Source organism: Marinomonas communis, from assembly GCF_004363305.1.
Taxonomy (GTDB): Bacteria; Pseudomonadota; Gammaproteobacteria; order Pseudomonadales; family Marinomonadaceae; genus Marinomonas; species Marinomonas communis.
Genome location: NZ_SNZA01000003.1, coordinates 186576 through 205294, shown reverse-complemented (window position 1 = coordinate 205294; position 18719 = coordinate 186576). Strand labels below are relative to the sequence as shown.

Below are 18719 nucleotides of genomic sequence, written 5' to 3'. Positions count from 1 at the left end.
TGTCGCAGATTATACGGATTTTGACGCTAATGTCTTGATACCTTGGTATTAGATTAGCAATCTTTGACAGCATAAGGAGGATTTTCTAAGAAATTCCTCTCTAACCATAAATCATTGTTTAAAAAGTACTTTTTATAATCCAGACAAAGAAAAGGGGCAAAAACACAGTTTTTGCCCCTTGGCTTTATAAACTTACGAAATACCCGCTATTAATAACCTGATCACGTCATTCAGATTTGAGTATGCGATTTAACTGAAGGTGAAGGTATATCCAGCTGCACTTAAGTAATCTGCTTCACTTTGCAAGTTAGCCGTGGTTAACGGCCTCGCGTCTAGCCAGCCTGGCAAAAACTCTGCATGCAAGGACTTGTCACTGGCTTTCAACGTAAAGATTGGCATATCGCCCTCTTTACGATCAATGTGCAATAGGATTGCCAAACGCAATAGAATCGCTAAGCGATCTAGGTCTTGTTGGTCACTTTTAGTAAAGCGATATTCTAGCGACTGGGTAAATTTACGACGGTGGCGCAATACCAAGTTCGCCAGAGCTTGCTGCTCTTGTTGGGAGAAGCCAGGCATATCCGATTCACTGATAATGTAGGCACCATGCTTATGATAACGGCTATGGGAAATCCCCAAACCACACTCATGTAGCAAACTTGCCCAACGCAAAATATCTTCGCTGGAGAGTGATGCCACCCCCCAATCCGATCGCACCTGCTCAAGCATAGACAAGGAAGTATGGGTTACTAACTTAGCTTGCTCGGTATCAATATGATATTGATTCAGCATGTAATTGACGGTGCGCTCACGAATGTCACTGTCAGCGTAACGCCCCATGATGTCGTACAACACACCTTCACGTAGTGCGCCGTTAGAGAAATCCATTTGCTTAATGCCAAAACACTCAAACACAGCGGTTAAAATGGCAATACCTGCTGCGATGGTGGTTTTTCGCTCAGGCTTCAAGCCCAGTAGATTGATATTGTCCGCATGGCCCGCATCAAATAACGCTTTTTGGATCTGCTTGAGGACTTTAGGTGTGATGCCCTTTTTGCTCCAGCCCATCTCTAGGGCTATGTTATAAGCCGCCTTAATGGTTCCTGATGAGCCAATGGCCACATCCCAGCCCTCATCTAAGTAATCGTCTTGAATACTCAAAAGTTCTAGACGGGCTGCAGTCACTGCTTTTTGAAAATTAGATTTAGTGATGGTGCCATCTGCAAAAAAGCGTTGGCGGTAGCTGACACAGCCCATATGCAGGCTTTCCGTTAAAATCGGTTCAAGCTGTTGACCAATGATAAATTCCGTTGATCCACCACCGATGTCGACCACCACACGTTTTTGCTCACCATGGTCCATGGTTCGCGCCACACCAACATAAATTAAGCGGGCTTCTTCTCGACCAGCAATGATCTCAACCGGGTGACTGATGACATCCATGGCTTTGGAAATAAAGTCATATCGGTTTTTAGCAGCACGCAATGCATTAGTACCGACAATCCGCACAGAACCTAAAGGTAGATCATCAATCACTTGCGCGAACTGAGCGATACAATCAATACCACGCTGTTGCGAGGCTTCGTCTAAGGTATCGTCTTCTTGTAGGCCTGCCGCCAGTTGAACCTTATCGCCGTACTGCCCTGTAATACGCAATTGTCCATGAGTCACTTGCGCGACCACCATATGAAAACTGTTCGAACCTAGGTCGATTGCAGCAATTTTTTCAAATGGAAAGTCATGGGATTGTTGCACTAACAGTGATTGCATCCATTATCGCCTTTTTGAGATTTCTGTTAATGAGCGGAAGATTAACTGGTTTAACCGCATCTGTCATGAGTAAATTCTGGGACCTTTTTTGACTTTTTACCCCATCTGAAGCAAAACTTTTACGGAAAACGATCAAAAAATTAACAAAAAAGGCGTTTTTAGGCCTTTTAGGCTATAGACCTATGGAAATTGTCGCACTATAGTTAACCAGTCTTATGGATGTCAGAGACATTAGGTCTTTGTATCAATGACTCCAATCAGGTAATACACGCTGTTCGACTTCGCCCATCGCGAACAATCAGAACTCCAGCCATGGTTATACCCGTAGCCGGTCTTCGGTGTCGAAAAGCATTTACATTTAATACTTCCGACACTGATCATTAACGCTGTGTTATTACACTACGATGGTCCCGTCTTTTTTCTCAATATGAGCTAACTACAAACATTCGTTTATGAACCTTACCGAACTAAAAAAGAAATCAGTCCCTGAACTATTAGATATCGCAGCGGAAATGGGGTTAGACAACCTTGCCCGCTCCCGAAAACAAGATGTTATCTTCGCGATCCTAAAGCGCCATGCGAAAAGCGGTGAAGATATCTACGGCGATGGCATCCTTGAGATTCTACAAGACGGCTTTGGCTTCTTACGCTCTCCTGATAGCTCATACCTAGCTGGTCCTGACGACATTTATGTCTCACCTAGCCAAATTCGCCGTTTTAACTTGCGTACAGGCGATACGATTGCCGGCAAGATCCGTCCACCGAAAGATGGCGAACGTTACTTCGCACTATTAAAAGTCAACGAAATCAACTTCGATAAACCTGACAGCGTTCGTAACAAAATACTATTTGAAAACCTTACACCTCTATTTGCCGATGAGCGTCTAGTGATGGAAGCAGGTAACGGTTCAACAGAAGACGTTACATCGCGCATCATCGACCTTGTTGCACCGATGGGTAAAGGTCAGCGTGCTCTTGTGGTATCGCCACCAAAAGCCGGTAAAACATTTATGTTGCAGAACATCGCTAACGCGATCACTCGCAACAACCCAGAATGTCACATGATCGTACTTCTGATCGACGAACGTCCTGAGGAAGTAACAGAGATGTCACGTACTGTTCGCGGTGAAGTGGTAGCGTCTACCTTCGATGAGCCGCCAGCACGTCACGTACAAGTAGCAGAAATGGTGATCGAAAAAGCAAAACGTCTTGTTGAACACAAAAAAGACGTGGTCATCCTTCTTGACTCGATCACACGTCTAGCTCGTGCTTACAACACCGTTATCCCATCCTCTGGTAAAGTTCTTACCGGTGGTGTGGATGCGAACGCACTTGAGCGTCCTAAGCGTTTCTTCGGTGCGGCACGTAACGTTGAAGAAGGCGGTAGCTTAACCATCATCGCTACAGCGCTTGTAGACACAGGCTCTAAGATGGACGAAGTTATTTTCGAGGAATTTAAAGGTACAGGTAACTCTGAGTTACACCTTGACCGTAAGATTGCTGAAAAACGCACATTCCCTGCGATCAACATTCGTCGTTCTGGTACTCGTCGTGAAGACCTTCTTACAACAGAAGACGAACTACAGCGTATGTGGATCCTGCGTAAGCTTCTGAACCCAATGGAAGACATCGCTGCGACTGAGTTCTTAATTGACCGTCTAAAAGTGACGAAGACTAACGATGACTTCTTCGAATCTATGAAGGGCAAAAATAAGTAATCGTTTCGCGTCCAAGTGATACAGAAGCCACTTCCACACTTCATTGGTGAAAGTGGCTTTTTTTTGCAAGTCACAACGATATAATATCGCAAATAGAAATCATTCTTATAAAAATCATTGAGAGCTGCCCAAGCAGTTTCCAGAGAACACAACGGAGTTATCTAGGTGAAAGACGTTAACGCTAAGGTCATTCGAGTCGAATCACTCAATGAGACAGTGTACAAAGTAGATTTAGAAATCAAAGACAGCCCGTTTATCGCTGGGCAATACTTGATGATTGCTTTGCCGACTGGCGAGAAAGTCCCTTATTCCATTGGCAGCGCGCCACATGAACTGCCTAACTTGAGTCTGTACATCTTAGTATCTGATCAAGAATCCCTAGCTTTTAAAGTGGTTGAACACTTGAAGCACAGCCCAAGCGTAGATCTAGTACTACCAGGTGGAGATGCACACATTGAAAAAGCGCCAGCTGAGTTAAGCGCTCCACTGCTTCTCATTGCTGGCGGCACAGGCTTCGCACAAATGAAAAGCATCTTTGATGACCTTGTGCACAAAGGGTACCAAGGTCCAGTTCACTTTTACTGGGGGCTGCGCACCGCTGCAGATACCTTTGTGATGGACTGGATTAAAGATCATCAGTCACCAGAAAACTTCCATATCCACGTGGTTGTTAATGAAAAGAGTGATGATTGGGATGGTCGCACTGGCTGGCTTTACGAAGCCATTCTAGAAGATCACCTTGAGCTCACTGACAGCCATGCTTTCATCAGTGGTTCAGTCGGTATGGTTTATGGCACGCTTGATCAACTAGAAGCCAGAGGCATTCAGGAAGCAAACTGCCACTCAGATGTGTTTGCCTACGCGCCACGCCCAAGCAAATAATCTCATTTGAAAACAATTCTCATTACTGGTAAATTATATCCCTATCAGTAATGAGGTTGTTATGTCACGTCCAATTACGCTAGAAACCGTATACAAAGCACATCACCCTTGGCTTTCCAGTTGGCTGCAAAAACGTCTGGGGTGCCATGCTCAAGCGGCAGACATTGCGCAAGACGCTTTTATTAAACTTTTAGTTAAACCGCAGCATTTCTCTCAATTGGATGATGCCAAAGCCTTCATTACTACTATTGCGAAAGGCCTATGTATCGATCATTGGCGACGTAAGAAGATCGAACAAGCTTGGCTAGAAAGCATGCAACAAGCAGCGGACACTGTCACACTTGATGAAGCTGAACAGCGTGTCATCATTGACACATTGATTGTGTTAGATGAGTGGTTAGCCAAACTCCCGCAAGAGGTGTCACATGCGTTTATTGCCTCTCAGGTACAAGGTTTTACCTACGCAGAAATAGCGCAACAACTTAACCTCTCAGAACGCACCATTAAACGTTATATCGCTCAAGCACTCGTACACTGTGCCAAATTAGCCATCTAAACACATGTCTCAAATGTCCGACCATCCATCCTATGATCAAGCCCTAGAACAAGCGGCAGAATGGGCGATTGAGCTGGGGGAAAACCCTAGTCAAAGCCACCTCAGTCAATGGCAGACTTGGCTCAATCATAGCCAAATAAACCAACAGGCATGGCTGAAAATTCAACAGGTGCAAACTCGCTTTCAAAGCGTGCAAACGTCTAACGCCGCAAAGGAAGTTCTCACTGGAACGCCTCAACGGCAGATTCAAAGAAGAGAGTTTCTACAGCGTTTTGCGGCTTTTGGTGGCATTACTCTGGGTGCTAGCTGGCTCACAAGCCAGACGAAGGTAGGTAGCTGGGTAGGCAACTTATTCGCAGATGCCCACACAAATATTGGTCAACGCCAAAAATTAACCACTTTTGCAGGAGCATTGTGGCTTAACACTACCAGTGCACTGAACCTCAGCGACACAGAGCAACACCTACAGTACGAACTTTTAAGTGGTGAGATTGCGCTCAACTCAATGAACAATCAAAGAACATCTCAATATTTATCCATTGATGGTGTTCAAATCATATCTCAGCAAGCTCACTACGCGGCGAGGCGATTTGCTAATGGACATTTCCAACTGTCCTTAATCGAGGGAGAAGCTCGTATTACTGCAGGCCAGCAATCCATCACTTTGCAGCCAAGGCAAGCCGTGACCATCAAAGATTTCAAAGTAGATCACATGGCAACTGTTTCGCCACATGCCTTTAGCTGGACACAAGGCCGCTTAGAAGTCATTGATATGACTTTATCAACGTTAGCAGCCGAACTAAACCGCTACACGTTAGGCCATATTCATGTGGACAAGGCTGTTCAGCCTATCTCAATCGTGGGAGCTTTTCCAATCGACGATATTAACAGTGCCACACAACTTTTATCTGAAGTGGCTCCGATCAAAGTATCCCACCCCTTGCCCTATCTAACACTGATTCAAGCGGTATAAATTTTTTTTAAAATTTTTAAATAAGCTTGTCCCTTTTTAGCTCGCTCATTCGGTAACAGTAATAAGAACTATTATTACTGGAGATATTATGAATTTCGCATTTCACTCTATTGCGAAAGGACTCAAGCTTCATCGCCAATGGATTGTGGCCTGTACATTCTCAATCACCGGGTCGATGCTGCACGCTTCGCATTTGACCGATTACCATCAATACGATATCGCAGAAGGCCCTCTTGCTGCTGCATTAACGCAGTTTGCCAATCAAACGGGGATTTATCTTAGCAGTACAAGCGATCTCTTGATTGGCAAAAGTACGCAAGGCTATCAAGGAGCAGTCAACGGTATAGAAGCCCTCAATGCACTACTCGAAGGCACAGGGCTAACATTTAAGGAAACCGATTCCGGCAACATCATCATTCAAGACAGCCTATCTGAAGACTCTCTTACCTTCTCACCATTATTGGTAGAAGCGAATCGCTCACCCCAAGTGACTCATTCAACGATTGATCAAGATGATATTGACACCATGGCTGGCACCACGGGGTCTATGACTTCGTTATTACAAAACAACAGTAGTGTGCAATACAGCCGCAGCAGCGATCTTTCAGCTAACGCCGCTAGCCTTAGACCCGAAGAAATCTCTATTCATGGCCAAGCTTCCTACCAGAATGCTTATCTTATTGATGGTGTCGGAACAAACAACGACTTAAACCCTGGTGATAACGAAGATACTTTCTCTAACCCGATCACTCCTACTAATCTTTCTATGCTGGGCGGTAGTTCATCACAAAGCTACTACATTGATCCAGATGCCATAAGCAAAATCACGGTTTACGATGTTAACGTGCCCGCTGAATACGGTGGTTTCACTGGCGGTGTAGTGGATGCAGAATTGCTTCGTTATCAAGGAGAAGACTATACAGCCATTAAGTATGCTATTTCCGGCAGTGGCTTAAATAGCATGCACGTAGATGAAGAGGCTAAATCTGACTATGAAGACGGTAATAGCTATGACGGTAGCTATACCCCAGATTACACAAAACAGCGAGTATCCTTGACCAGCGTCCAGGAGATTAGTGAAAAACTAACCGGCGGTATCATGGTCTCCCGCTCACAGTCAGATTTCGAACAGGTTTATAAAGATAACGCCGGACGCGGAACTAAAACGCCAGTTGATTATCAAGACCAAATCAACAACGTTATGGGCAGGCTAGATTACTCTGCTTCTGATCGTCTGGATTTAAGCTTGTCAGCACGTTATTCAGATAGAAACCACAATGGGATTACATCCACTTCTTACGATTCGCCTTTCACTAAGACTCATCAAGCTTATGGCTTAACCGGCGAAAGTATTTACTACGGTTCAGCAGGAAACCTCACCACAAAGCTAAGCTTCGATCGTGCTTTTGATGAACTGGATTCTGAATCGGCAATCTATGCATACCATCCCTCAGAAAACTACACTGGAGACAGTCAGTATTCGGGGGGCTACGGTGATGTGCGCCAGCAACAGGACACCACATCTTTCTCCACTCAATGGCAGCAAAACCCAATTTCATGGGGGGACACTTTCCATTCATTATCAACAGGTCTACAAGTTTCACAGATCGATGCATTTTATGAAGTAGAAGGCGATATCATTGGAGAAACCTATCGTTGCCTAAGTGGCTCAGCTTCTGCTGGGTGTAACGACAGCAATGGTGATGGCGTACATGATGAAAATGATGAATACCTGCGTACCCGTTCAGTATTGTCGGCAAATAAGTTTAATAAGACTTATCAAACCTACGGTGCGTTTGTAGAAGACAGTATCAGCGCTGGTAACTGGACTTTTAATCTGGGGTTGCGTGCTGACTACGAATCCCTGTTAGAAAACGTCAATATCGCCCCACGCACCAGTATGATCTGGGATACCTTTGGTGATGAGAGCACAGTATTCACCGCTGGGGCGAACCGCTATTACGGACGTAGCTTCTTGCGCTATACCATCAACGACACTTTGCGTAGCTGGCGTACCGCCTACACCTACAATAGCTCTGGCGACATCACTCGTACAACAACTTACGAGGACCGTTCTGTTGCGGACTATGACCTTAAAACCCCATATTCTGACGAACTAAGCCTTGCCGTGGCGCAAAAAATTGGTCCTATGAAAGCGACATTAAAAGGTGTGGCAAGAGATTCGAAAGACGGTGTGCAGCGAACCCGAGATGATGATAACCAGTACTACTACACGAATACTGGCGTCAGCCAATATCAAAGCGTCTCATTAGCGCTGGAGACAATAAAGGGGTTTCAAATCGGCAGCACTCTGACACACTTGGAAGCCTCTATCTCCATACAAGACTCGAAGTCGAACTCTCAGTCTGATAATGCCTATGATGAAACCTTCAACGAAGATTCTATCTACTACAAAGGCGAGGTGATCTATACGGACGACCTACCTTCTTGGGATTACAGCATTCCATTCAATTTCCGTTTCAGCACCACAACCGAGATCCCTTCTTGGAGTTTAGTTTGGGGCAACAGCATTAACCTACATGCTGGTGGAAAAGTTGCCACAGACAGCGGGGAAAACATTGATATTGGTGGCGCTAGCTTCGATGTCTATGAAGACGTTGAGTTTGACCGATACGCCACCCTTAATTCCAACATAACTTGGACTCCCAAGATTCTAAACGACTTAGATGGCTACCTAAATGTAGGGATTAACAACGTCTTCGATAAAGTGGTTAATGTGTCTGTTAGCAACAGTGAGAAAACTTATACCGCCGGCCGCACCATCTCCTTGGAGTTAGGTATGCGTTTTTAACGCATACCTAACTTTGCTCTCGCACCAACTACCTTTACTTAAATTGAGAACAGAATGGACCAATTTTTATCACCAAGCCCCCTTATCAGGGGGTTGCTCACCCTGCTCCTTGCCGTGGGCGGGTCACAAACCATAGCCACCACCCAGCCAGCGGATGATTCAGAAGCTTGGCAAAAGGCACAACAACTCGTCAAACAGGGGGCTTTTGAATGGGATCAGCGCGTTCTACATGGCACTCTCTCAAATGGCATGAACTACGCCTTCTTTGATGCCCGCCAAGACAGCGAAACCGCAGCAGCAACAACCTTGCAGATTCAGCTAATTGTCCATGCTGGCGCCACGGATGAGGACAAGGATCAACTGGGCGTTGCACATATGGTCGAGCATATGTCATTTCGTGGAACGGAGCATTACCCTGATGGTGTGCGCTCTGCACTGCAAGATATAGGCTTAATACAAGGTCGAAATTTTAATGCCATGACCAATGCCGATGTGACTCGGTACATGCTGACATTGCCCAGCAGCGAGCTTGCAACAACAAAACAAGCTTTATTCATACTCAAGGAGATGATGTTTGAGTCACACCTCAGTGCGGTAGATTGGCACACAGAACAACCTATCATCTTAGAAGAATGGCGCGGCGGGCTGAGCGCCAGCAAAAACATCAACGAGCAGAAGAAAGCCGTTATCAGAGTCGGCTCACCCTACCCCGAGCGTCCAGTGATCGGGACTCAAGAGAGCATTCTTACAACCCCTATTGAGCGCATAAAAGACTTTCATAATAGCTGGTACGCTCCTAATAACATGTCACTGGTGATGGTAGGCGCTATGGATCCAACTATGGCTAAGCAGCTTATCGAAGACACCTTTGCCACGGTGCCTCAGCAAACGCTTCCTAGTCGAAAATCAAAAGACCCAGAGCTAGATAATACACTTCATATTGATACCTTGAGCGACCCTGAAAGTCGCCTGAATCGCATTGCCTATCTGTTTCGCTTTGCCAAGATAGAAGAACAAAACCTTGAGTCACGTCGTGAGCAGTTGATTTCGTATCTCGCTAAGAAACTCCTTAGCCAACAGATTCGCCGCCAGTCTGATGCTATGCCGAATATGAGTTTCAATGCAGTAAAAGGCGAAGCCTCTCCTAATGTTGATATCATTGCATTTGGCACTCTTTACACCCCAGGTGAAATGGCTTCACACCTGAAAACATTACTGACTGAAATTGAGCGCATTCGTTACCATGGCTTCCATCAGTCAGACTTCGACGAGATGCTTGCTCAGGCGAAAAAGACCGCTAAACAGAATATCCAAGCTGCTGATTCTCGTGGTGTTTTCTGGCTCGCAAAAATTAACAATGCCGTCACTAACCGCAAGCCTTTGCCAGACCCTAGACTACACAATGAGCTGGCCATCGCGTTACTCGAAACGATTGAGCTTGATGATGTAAACCAGATGGTGAAGCAATGGCTTGCAGCGAAAGACCGTGTTGCCTATTTACAAAAAGCAGGAGATAACCACTATCCCGAAGCCCTCACAGCCACCTTGCTTGAATACACGGTAAACACAATCTCAGCAGAAAAGCTGGCGCCACCGCTAACACTTCAACCCATTGCTGAAAAGTCGTTAACGGTAAAGACAAACCGCCTACCTGCAAAACTATTGAAACATAGCCCTGATACAGGTGTTAGCGCGTGGCAACTGGCCAACGGAGAGCGTATGTGGCTGGTTGAAAGCCCTAATGCTGGGGATCAAATTCGTTTTGAGGCGATCCAGGACTTTGGTTATCTCAACACGTTATTTGATAGCACGCACTCACAAATCTTAGCGCAGATGATGGCAAACCAAGCACCTCTAGGATGGTCAAAAGCAGAAGAAGAGCAATGGAAAAAACGTTTTCATGTGGCAGGTAGCTGGGATCAAAGCGAGCATCATCGAACCTTTGAAGTGACGACTAATACCGCTCATTTGGCTGCCCAGTTGGGTTACTTTCAGCAGCAGGCACTGCCGCATGAACTCTCCAAGGAAGTCTATGATGAGTTTATGAGAACATTACAGCGCCGCTCAAACAGCGATGTGACAAGGGTTTCAGAACAATTCAGCCTACAGTTTTCTTTGCATCAATATGGCAAACAAGCTGATACAGCAACAGGGATCAAAGCAGATCTCGAAGCCTTTTTAGCAAATGATCGAGCAACCCTTTCGGAACAAGCGGCACAACTTAACCAACGTCCAGCCACATACTTTATTACTGCGAAAAATGTAGAGCGTTTACGCCCGATTTTAAGTCAGTATCTCGGCGCAATTCCTCACGTATTGGCACCAGAAAGTATTGCTGCCCCCATTCCCACACCTTTGCTTAAACAAAGTGAGTTCGTCACAGCCATGGCGCGTGAACCACGCGCCACCTATAAGCTCGAAGGCTTTACTCCACTAGCATGGAATCCAAACTACACCATTATGATTCCGCATCTAGCGGATGAAATGAACGCACAGTTTAAGCAGGTGTTACGTGGTGAAAAGCAAGGTATCTACAGCTTGCGCTCAGACATTCGTTATGACATGGCGAAACAGGGTGTACTCGTTTCCGTTCGTTTCACTGCGGCACCGGAGCGTATTGAAGAGCTGAATCAAACCACCCGCACGTTACTGTCAACATGGCTTAAAACACTAGGGGAAGATTGGGTGGCAGAGCAAAAACCGTATTTTGAGAAAGCCCAAGCCAAACGCGACACGCTGTTTAATACTCAGCTCAACCGACTCAAGCTAAGCCTCGAACAGTTTGGAGACGATCGCTATTTGAAACAATCAAAAACGCTGGCGGAAGGATTTAATTCAGAAAACTTAGCATGTTTGCGAGATCAGCTAACTTGGCCTAGTTTGATCGTCGGCATATTATTACCGACTGATCAGAAATAACACAGCCCGGTAATGGGAAAAGTGAGCGCCTTTCGCTGAAGCGTTAGGCGCTCACTCGAGCATTATCTAGCATTATCCGCCAAGTCATTGAGTAAAGCGCGTTGCGCACTGCGGTACTCCCCTTTACGAGGCTTCGACAACTGGTACGAGCCGTCACTCTGCAACAACCAGCTCTGAGTATTGTCTTTTAGATAATACTCCAGCTCTTTCTTCACTCGACGAGCCAGTTTGTAATCTTGGATCGGGAACGCCACTTCAATACGGTTATTCAAGTTACGATCCATACCGTCAGCACTGGATAAATACACCAGAGGCGTGCGGTTGTTGTAGAAGTAGTAAACACGCGTATGCTCTAAAAAACGACCAATGATACTGCGCACTCGGATGTTCGACGACACCCCTTTGATTCCTGGGCGTAACGTACAAATACCACGCACGATCAGATCAATCTTCACACCCGCTTGAGAAGCTTTGTATAGAGCCTGCACTAGGCGCTGCTCAGTTAACGAGTTCACTTTAATAATGATACGCGCAGGCTCACCGTTTTTAGCATTCTCAGCTTCTTTAGCGATCATTTCTAATAAACGATCACGTAGCGTAAAGGGCGCATGAAGTAACTTCTTCACTTTCAGCTCTTTACTCATGCCGGTCAGCTGCTGGAACACGCGGTGAACATCATCACCGATTTCTTTATCACAGGTTAGGAAGCTGTAGTCGGTGTATAAACGTGCGTTACCAGCATGATAGTTACCCGTGCCAAGGTGAACGTAACGGGTTAATTCCGCCCCTTCACGACGAACGATTAGGATCATTTTCGCGTGCGTCTTATGACGTACCACGCCGTATACCACAATCGCCCCAGCATCTTGTAAACGGCTTGCCAAGGCCAAGTTTTCCGCTTCATCAAAACGTGCACGTAGCTCGATAACAACGGTGACTTCTTTACCATTTCGTGCAGCTTCTACCAAAGCATTGGCAATCGGCGAACGCGCTCCAGTACGATACAGGGTCTGACGAATCGCAATCACGTTAGGGTCTTTTGCGGCTTCGCTTAACATATCAATGACCGGAGAAAAGGTCTCAAAGGGGTGCATCAGCAGGTAATCACGCTGACGAATTGCCTCGAAGATATTGCTCGATTTCGCTAGCTTATTCGGTAAGCCCGGTGAAAACGGCGCATACATCAAGTCTGGGCGGTTAACCAACTCCAACACCGCCAATAAACGGCTTAAGTTCACAGGGCCATCAATGCGGTATAAATCTTTATCGCTCAACTCAAACTGCGCCAACAGCGAATCGACGATATGCGGTGGGCAATTATCGGCAATCTCCAGACGTACAGAACTACCGTAATGACGGCTCTGTAGCTCAGTTCGAAGCGCCCCAGCCAAGTCCAAGCCGATATCATCAGAGTCGACTTCTAAGTCTGCGTTACGGGTTAAGCGGAACTGGAAACAACCTTTCACGGTCATGCCTGGGAACAGCTGATCAGCGTGGGCGTGAATAATAGAAGACAAGAACACCATGTTATCCCCACCTTCACACACATCATCAGGCAACTTAACCAAACGCGGTAATGAGCTCGGAGCAGGCACGATGGCAAGGCCATTTTCACGACCAAAGGCATCACGGCCTTCAAGTTCCACGACAAAGTTAAACGTCTTGTTTGCCAAACGAGGGAAAGGGTGCGCAGGGTCTAGACCCACAGGACTAATGATCGGCAACACGTTGTCGCGGAAATATCGTTTAACCCAGGCTGCTTGTTTTTCAGTCCATAGCGTTCGGCGAATAAAGTGAATATTCTCTTCCGCTAATTTTGGGAAAATAATGTCATTTAAAATGCGGTACTGACGACGTACCAACTGATGGGCATGTTCACTGATTAAATCCAGCACCTTCGCAGGGTGCATGCCATCTGGGCCGTTTTTCTCACGACTGTATTCGATTTGGCTCTTAAGGCCCGCCACACGAATTTCGAAAAACTCATCCATGTTGGAGCTAAAAATACACAAGAACATCAATCGGTTTAACACCGGATGATTCTCATCCATGGCTTGTTCAAGCACACGAGCATTGAACTGAAGGTGACTGAGTTCACGGTTAAAATAGAGCTCAGGGTCTGACAAATCAATGTCTTCTGGTAAACGCTCCTCAATCGCCAAACGAGTCGGTTCAATTGGCTGTTCAGGAATGGGCTCCAAGATAAGCTCTTCTGTCGCCTCTGCAATTTGCTTTTGCAGATCTTGAGACGATTTTGCTTCACCAGCAGAAGCGGTATTTTGAGACCCTTTTTTTTCGTTTACAGGCTGTTCAGACATTTCGAGTCAGCTCCAATAGCGTGCCATCATGAGTTCCATGTTGCTTCTTACCAGCAGTAAGAAGCAACTTTAAAATTTATACCAACGTTACCGCTGGGTCACGACTTCTGAGCTGAATTTTCGTTATCTGAACATAAAATTAGACAGATCGTGATGTATTTTGCAAAAGTAAGGCCGCATCTTTAGCGAAGTAGGTCAAAATGCCGTCAGCACCCGCTCGCTTGAACGCCAGCAAAGACTCCATCATCACCTGATCCTTGTCTAACCAGCCATTTTCAAACGCAGCCATTTGCATCGCGTATTCACCACTGACTTGGTAGGCATAAGTTGGCACACCCAGTTCAGACTTCACACGACGTACCACATCCAAATACGGCATGCCCGGTTTCACCATCACCATATCCGCACCTTCTTCAATATCGAGCAAGACTTCGCGGATCGCTTCATCGGTATTCGCAGGGTCCATTTGGTAAGTAAACTTATTGCCTTTACCCAAATTACCAGAAGAGCCCACGGCATCACGGAATGGACCGTAATAAGCTGAAGCATACTTGGCAGAGTAGGCCATGATGCGAGTGTTAATAAAACCTTCTAGTTCCAAGGCTTCGCGGATCGCACCAATACGTCCGTCCATCATATCCGATGGCGCAACGACCTGTGCACCAGCTGCTGCATGAGACAAAGCTTGCTTAACCAACACCTCAGTGGTGATGTCGTTTAGCACATAACCGTCATCGTCGATAATGCCGTCTTGACCGTGTGTCGTGAATGGGTCCAATGCCACATCCGTCATCACACCCAATTCAGGGAAATGCTGGCGTAGTGCGCGAATAGCACGTTGTGCTAAACCATCAGGATTGTAAGCCTCTTCGGCCTGCAGTGACTTTTTACCTTCCCCAACAACAGGGAAAAGCGCCACCATAGGAATACCCAATGCCACCAGTTCTTCTGCTTCTTTTAACAGCACATCAATCGTGACACGCTCAACCCCAGGCATTGATGGCACCGCTTCGCGGGTATTTTGCCCTTCAATGACAAACATTGGGTAGATCAGATCGTCTGCACTCAAGCGATGCTCACGCATTAAACGGCGAGAGAAATCATCTTTACGCATACGGCGCATACGAACAAATGGAAAGGTCATGACCAGCTCCTTACATTACGGGTCGTAAACTATAAACAAATTATGACAATTAGATTACAGCCAGAGAAATTATCCAATAAAACAAGGGAAAGCACGTTAGTAACGGCTTTCCTCAACTGTTGATCGAATCATTCTAGAGCAAAAGAAAGAAGAATATCTTGATGTTATTCAGGAAATTTATAGAAAGTGATTTAAATCGCTGCTTCGGCCTGCTCTAGTTCATCTTGCGCTTCAAACCAAGCTTCTTCCGCTTCTTCGAGGGACTTTTTCCATTTGGCTTCGTCTGTCAGCAGAGCTTGAAGTTTGTCTTTATTCGCCGCTTCGTAAAGGCTGTTATCAGACATCGCCTCACTGATGGTGTCTAAATGGGATTGTGCGGTTTGCATGGTTTTCTCGTGTTTCTCGATGGCTTTACGCAGTGGACGCAGCTTTTCGCGAAGCTCCGCGGCTTTACGGCGCTCTTCTTTACGATCCACTTTATCGGCTTTTGCTTCATTCGCTACCGCACGTTCTGCTTGATTCGCTTGTTGCTGACGAGCTTGGAGCCATTGGTGGTAAGAATGCAAATCCCCATCAAAAGCTTCGATTTTATGATCCGCCACTAAGAAGAACTCATCCACAGTACTGTTTAATAAGTGACGATCGTGGGATACCACCAAGATCGCGCCATTAAATTCTTGTAGCGCTTCCGTCAGAGCTTGACGCATTTCGATGTCCAAGTGGTTAGTTGGCTCATCGAGCACCAATAGATTCGGTTTGCGCCACGCAATCAAAGACAACGCTAGGCGAGCCTTTTCGCCACCGGAAAAGCCTTTTACCGCACGAAGTGCGTCGTCACCGATAAAACCAAAGCCACCCAAGTATTTACGCACATCCGCTTCTAATGCGGTTGGTGTAATACGTTGAATATGCAATACCGGCGAGGCTTCTAAATCCAACGCACTCAACTGATGCTGAGAGAAGTAACCGAATTTCGTGTTTTCACCATAAACACGCTCGCCACTAAGTAAGTCTAACTCTTGCACCAAGGACTTAATCAACGTTGATTTACCCGCACCATTTGGTCCAAGTAAGCCAATACGTTGGCCGTCACGGATCGAAAAATTAGATTGCGGCAACTGCACCTTGTGCGAGCCATCTTCCAGCACATAACCTAGATCCGCTTGAATCAGGCTAACCAACTGTGCAGATGTTTTCTCAGCCATTGGGATTGAGAATTCAAACTGAGAATCGATGTGTGCAGGACCAATCTGCTCCATTTTTTCCAGCATTTTCAAACGGCTTTGCGCTTGCTTGGCTTTAGTCGCTTTGTAACGGAAACGATCTACGTATTCTTGTAAATGGGCGCGCTTGCGTTGCTGTTGCTCAAACATCGATTGCTGTTGTGCTAAATGCTCAGCACGCTGGCGTTCGTAATCGCTGTAGTTACCTTTGTAGAGGTTCAGTTTCTTCTGATACAAATGAACAATGTGGCTACAAATCCCATCAAGGAAATCACGGTCGTGGGAAATCAGCAGCAATGTGCCTGGGTAATTACGCAGCCAGTTCTCAAGCCACATCACCGCATCCAAGTCCAAGTGGTTGGTCGGCTCGTCCAATAGCAGAATATCGGATGGGCACATCAGCGCTCGGGCAAGGTTCAAACGAATGCGCCAACCACCAGAGAAGTCGGCTACCTTTTTCTGCATATCGGCCATTTTAAAACCTAAGCCTTGTAGCAAGGTTTCACCACGGGCCTGTGCCGTGTAACCGTGAGCATTTTCGTATTCGCTTAACCAATGAGCATGACCGTGATCATCGCCTTTGGCTTGAGACTCTTCGATCTTTGCTTCGATCATGCGCAAGCGATCATCGCCGTCTAGACAGTATTCCAACGCTGTTCGATCAACGTCCTCTACCTCCTGCGCCATAAACGAAATACGGCGTTGCCCCGGTAGAATCACTTCACCTGTGTCGGCGTGCAATTGACCGCGTACCAAGGCAAACAGAGACGACTTACCCGCGCCGTTCGCACCGATCAAACCCACCTTTTGACCTTCGAAAATGGTCATATCGGCCTGTTCAAGCAAAAACTGCGTGCCACGTTGCAAACTGACTTCGGAAAACTGGATCATGAAAACGTCTCTGATTGTGTAGATAAATAAAGCGAAAGGCGCATTTTAGAGGATATTGCACACAGCTAACAGAGGGGAATTTCCCACAATTGTAGGACCACGGTCCCCGCGGGAACATCGTTTTGGAATTCAAGTTTATTACCGGCAATTGTAGGACCGCGGTCCCCGCGGGAACAGCATGTGGGATGCCAAAGCTTTTCCCTCGCGCAGCGAGGTCCTACAGAGCATTGTTCCCGAAAATTGTAGAACCGCGGTCTCCGCGGGAACAGCACTTGGGATGCCAAAGCTTTTCCCTCGCACAGCGAGGTCCTACAGAGCTTTGTTTCCGGCAATTGTAGGACCGAGGTCCCCGAGGGAACGACATATGGGCATGCGAGGTTGTTTCTGACAATTGTAGGACCGCGGTCCCCGCGGGAACAGCATTTGGGATGACAAAGCTTTTCCCTCGCGCAGCGAGGTCCTACAGAAGCTTTTTCGGTTCGGGGAAAGAAAGGTCAAATAAGGCGTAGAATCGATCTAGTGAATAAAACCTAGATGCAAAACAAGCGCTCAAGTTTTAAAATAAGCACATATTTAATTTAACGGTGATTCTTGTGAACAACATCAATGAAATCCAGCGTTTCTCCTTCGACAACACCAATGTCCGAGGTGAACGCGTCTTACTTAGTGACGCTTACCAAAACATCATTTCACGTAAAAACTACCCTGAGTCTCTAGAGAAGTTACTTGGCGAATTCGTAGCCGCTATTGCTTTATTGCGTGACATCGTTAAGGTCGATGGCGTGCTATCCCTTCAGTGTAAAGGTGAAGGTCCACTTAAAACTCTGATGGCAGAGTGTGACGAGCGCCAAAACTTGCGCGCCATTGCTCAATGGGACGAAGATCAAGCATTCCCAGAAGAAGTATCGCTAAAAGAATTGCTTGCTGGCGGCTACCTAGTCATCACTATTTCGCCACGCCAAGGTAATCGTTACCAAGGTATCGTCGAAATCGCAGGTGATACGCTAGCCGCTTGTTTGGAACAGTACTTCTTACAGTCTGAGCAGCTACCAAGCCGAGTGTGGCTGGCCGCTGACGGCTCCCAAGCAGCAGGCCTATTCCTACAGCGCCTACCTGCAGAACAAGCGAAAGAAGGTGATGAAGACGCTTGGGAACGTTTTGTACACCTAGCCGCAACGGTAAAAGACGAAGAGCTACTTGGCCTTGAAACAGAAGTGCTGTTGCACCGTCTATACCATGAAGAAGAGCTACGCTTATACGATGTGAAAGGCATGCAGTTCGGCTGTTCTTGTAATCGCCAGCGCTTCTACGATGCCATTGTATCAATGGGCGCAGAAGAAATTCGTGAAATCATCAGCGAACAAGGCAGCATCAAAGCAGAATGCCAGTTCTGTGCCGAGCAATATGAGTTCTTTAAAGAGGACCTAGACAGCGACTTAGGCGATCAAGCCCAAACGCACTAATTCTCTAGACTAACCTCCCACAAAAGCCCGTCATGGGCTTTTGTTTTGTC

At 46.4% G+C, this 18719-nt stretch carries 11 protein-coding genes; 7 read left to right on the top strand and 4 right to left on the bottom strand.

The features are described from left to right. Positions 1 to 249: 249 nt before the first annotated feature. Positions 250 to 1770 (bottom strand): Ppx/GppA phosphatase family protein, encoded by a 1521-nt coding sequence (locus C8D85_RS09975; RefSeq protein ID WP_133562242.1) that lies wholly within the window; start codon positions 1768 to 1770, stop codon positions 250 to 252. 452 nt (positions 1771 to 2222) lie between these two features. Between C8D85_RS09975 and rho the strand changes: the two genes are divergently transcribed. The 6 genes from rho to C8D85_RS09945 all read left to right on the top strand — a co-directional run bounded on the left by rho (position 2223) and on the right by C8D85_RS09945 (position 11630). Continuing rightward, positions 2223 to 3488 carry a transcription termination factor Rho gene (rho, locus tag C8D85_RS09970; protein ID WP_133562240.1) on the top strand — a complete coding sequence of 422 codons (1266 nt, stop codon included), beginning with the start codon at positions 2223 to 2225 and terminating at the stop codon, positions 3486 to 3488. Positions 3489 to 3653: 165 nt separating this feature from the next. After that, on the top strand, positions 3654 to 4370 hold the full coding sequence (locus tag C8D85_RS09965) for an NAD(P)H-flavin reductase (protein WP_133562238.1): 717 nt from the start codon (positions 3654 to 3656) through the stop codon (positions 4368 to 4370). 61 nt (positions 4371 to 4431) lie between these two features. Beyond that, positions 4432 to 4926 (top strand): sigma-70 family RNA polymerase sigma factor, encoded by a 495-nt coding sequence (locus C8D85_RS09960; RefSeq protein WP_133562236.1) that lies wholly within the window; start codon positions 4432 to 4434, stop codon positions 4924 to 4926. 4 nt (positions 4927 to 4930) lie between these two features. Beyond that, the gene (locus C8D85_RS09955) at positions 4931 to 5899 is read left to right on the top strand and encodes a FecR family protein (protein WP_133562234.1); all 969 of its coding nucleotides are present in this window, start codon (positions 4931 to 4933) and stop codon (positions 5897 to 5899) included. 88 nt (positions 5900 to 5987) lie between these two features. Beyond that, positions 5988 to 8711, top strand: a complete 2724-nt coding sequence (locus tag C8D85_RS09950; RefSeq protein WP_133562232.1) for a TonB-dependent receptor plug domain-containing protein — start codon at positions 5988 to 5990, stop codon at positions 8709 to 8711. 54 nt (positions 8712 to 8765) lie between these two features. Next, the gene (locus tag C8D85_RS09945) at positions 8766 to 11630 is read left to right on the top strand and encodes a M16 family metallopeptidase (protein WP_133562230.1); all 2865 of its coding nucleotides are present in this window, start codon (positions 8766 to 8768) and stop codon (positions 11628 to 11630) included. Between the two features lie 62 nt (positions 11631 to 11692). Here C8D85_RS09945 and ppk1 read toward each other — a convergent pair whose 3' ends face one another. From ppk1 to C8D85_RS09930, 3 genes are all read right to left on the bottom strand, one after another. After that, the gene (gene ppk1 / locus C8D85_RS09940; RefSeq protein WP_133562228.1) at positions 11693 to 13948 is read right to left on the bottom strand and encodes a polyphosphate kinase 1; all 2256 of its coding nucleotides are present in this window, start codon (positions 13946 to 13948) and stop codon (positions 11693 to 11695) included. Between the two features lie 139 nt (positions 13949 to 14087). Then, a complete protein-coding gene (hemB, locus tag C8D85_RS09935; RefSeq protein WP_133562226.1) occupies positions 14088 to 15092 on the bottom strand; it encodes a porphobilinogen synthase in 1005 nt (334 codons plus the stop codon). 191 nt (positions 15093 to 15283) lie between these two features. Then, positions 15284 to 17206: an ABC-F family ATP-binding cassette domain-containing protein gene (locus tag C8D85_RS09930; RefSeq protein WP_133562224.1), complete on the bottom strand. Its 1923-nt coding sequence runs from the start codon at positions 17204 to 17206 to the stop codon at positions 15284 to 15286. A gap of 593 nt (positions 17207 to 17799) precedes the next feature. Here C8D85_RS09930 and hslO point away from each other — a divergent pair. Further along, positions 17800 to 18669 carry an Hsp33 family molecular chaperone HslO gene (gene hslO / locus C8D85_RS09925; protein WP_133562222.1) on the top strand — a complete coding sequence of 290 codons (870 nt, stop codon included), beginning with the start codon at positions 17800 to 17802 and terminating at the stop codon, positions 18667 to 18669. The last annotated feature ends 50 nt before the right edge of the window (positions 18670 to 18719 follow it).

Coding starts and splice junctions, on each gene's coding strand:
- C8D85_RS09975 (WP_133562242.1), bottom strand. CDS start 1,770: ATGCAATCACTGTTAGTGCAACAATCCCATGACTTTCCATTTGAAAAA.
- rho (WP_133562240.1), top strand. CDS start 2,223: ATGAACCTTACCGAACTAAAAAAGAAATCAGTCCCTGAACTATTAGAT.
- C8D85_RS09960 (WP_133562236.1), top strand. CDS start 4,432: ATGTCACGTCCAATTACGCTAGAAACCGTATACAAAGCACATCACCCT.
- C8D85_RS09955 (WP_133562234.1), top strand. CDS start 4,931: ATGTCTCAAATGTCCGACCATCCATCCTATGATCAAGCCCTAGAACAA.
- C8D85_RS09950 (WP_133562232.1), top strand. CDS start 5,988: ATGAATTTCGCATTTCACTCTATTGCGAAAGGACTCAAGCTTCATCGC.
- C8D85_RS09945 (WP_133562230.1), top strand. CDS start 8,766: ATGGACCAATTTTTATCACCAAGCCCCCTTATCAGGGGGTTGCTCACC.
- ppk1 (WP_133562228.1), bottom strand. CDS start 13,948: ATGTCTGAACAGCCTGTAAACGAAAAAAAAGGGTCTCAAAATACCGCT.
- hemB (WP_133562226.1), bottom strand. CDS start 15,092: ATGACCTTTCCATTTGTTCGTATGCGCCGTATGCGTAAAGATGATTTC.
- C8D85_RS09930 (WP_133562224.1), bottom strand. CDS start 17,206: ATGATCCAGTTTTCCGAAGTCAGTTTGCAACGTGGCACGCAGTTTTTG.